The organism is Rhizobacter sp. P1_G5, assembly GCF_056405435.1.
This window is the reverse complement of the sequence record NZ_JBFUCB010001097.1, coordinates 1-897: the sequence shown is the minus strand read 5'-3', so window position 1 is coordinate 897 and position 897 is coordinate 1. Positions and strand designations below refer to the sequence as shown.

1 protein-coding gene and 1 pseudogene are annotated in these 897 nt (G+C 72.8%); both read right to left on the bottom strand.

Features of this window, described 5'->3' with window-relative positions:
• A partial coding sequence (locus AC1D12_RS34280; protein ID WP_477845517.1) for a class II aldolase/adducin family protein occupies positions 1-612 on the bottom strand: 612 nt, incomplete at its 3' end.
• A pseudogene (locus AC1D12_RS34275) lies at positions 609-897 on the bottom strand (xylulose kinase); the annotation flags it as partial. The gene AC1D12_RS34280 and the pseudogene AC1D12_RS34275, both read right to left, overlap by 4 nt.

The following is an 897-nucleotide window of genomic DNA, read 5'->3' as shown; positions in this document are numbered from 1 at the left end:
GACCTCGCGCTGCGACGGCTCGGCCTGCGCGCGCGCAGCGATGCGCTGCCGCAGGTGCATGCAGGCCAGCGTCTCCAGGTCTTCGACGGCCTGCACGGCGGCCTCGGTGCTCGGGCCGCAGCACAGCACGCCGTGGTTCAGCATCAGGTAGGCGTGGGTGTCGGCGCGCAGCCTGCGCGCCAGCAGCGCGGCGAGCCACGCGGTGCCCGACGGGGCATAGCCGACGACCGGCACCGAGCGGCCCAGCGATTGCCGCCAGGGCCCGTCCGGTACGTCGAGCGCCTGCCCGAGCAAGGCGCAGGCGCTGGCGATCGGCTGGTGCGTGTGGATGCTGCACTGCACGTCGGGCCGCGCCCGCAGCACGCGCGCATGCAGCCCGGTCTCGACGGAGGGCGGCTTCGTTCCCTCGAGCGGCGCGAGGTCGGCCAGGCGCAGCACGCAGACGTCGGCGGCCGCCATCGTCAGGTAGTCGGTGGCCGAGGGTGTCACCGCGATGCGTTCGGCATCGACACGCAGCGCAATGTTGCCGCCGGTGCCGGCCAGGAAGCCGCGCAGCGACAGCTCGACGCACAGGTCGACGACGGTCTGGCGAGCGGTCGCAGAGTCATTCATGCGGCAGCCTCCTGCGGCGCGTTCAGGCGGTGGTAGAGCGGCGCGAGGCGCTTGTGCACCTCCTTGAAGGCCTCGAACTTGTCGCCGTACAAGCGGCGCAGCGCACTCGCCGGCTCGTAGGTGCGGCGCGTGCGGCGCAGCGCGGCCAGGTCGGCGAATTGCAGCGCGCCGATGCCGACCCACGCGATGCTCGCGGCACCGATCGCGTTCGCCTGGATCGCGTTCTCGAGCTGGCGGATCGGCTGGCCGGTGACGTCGGCCAGGATCTGGCACCACACGTCCGAC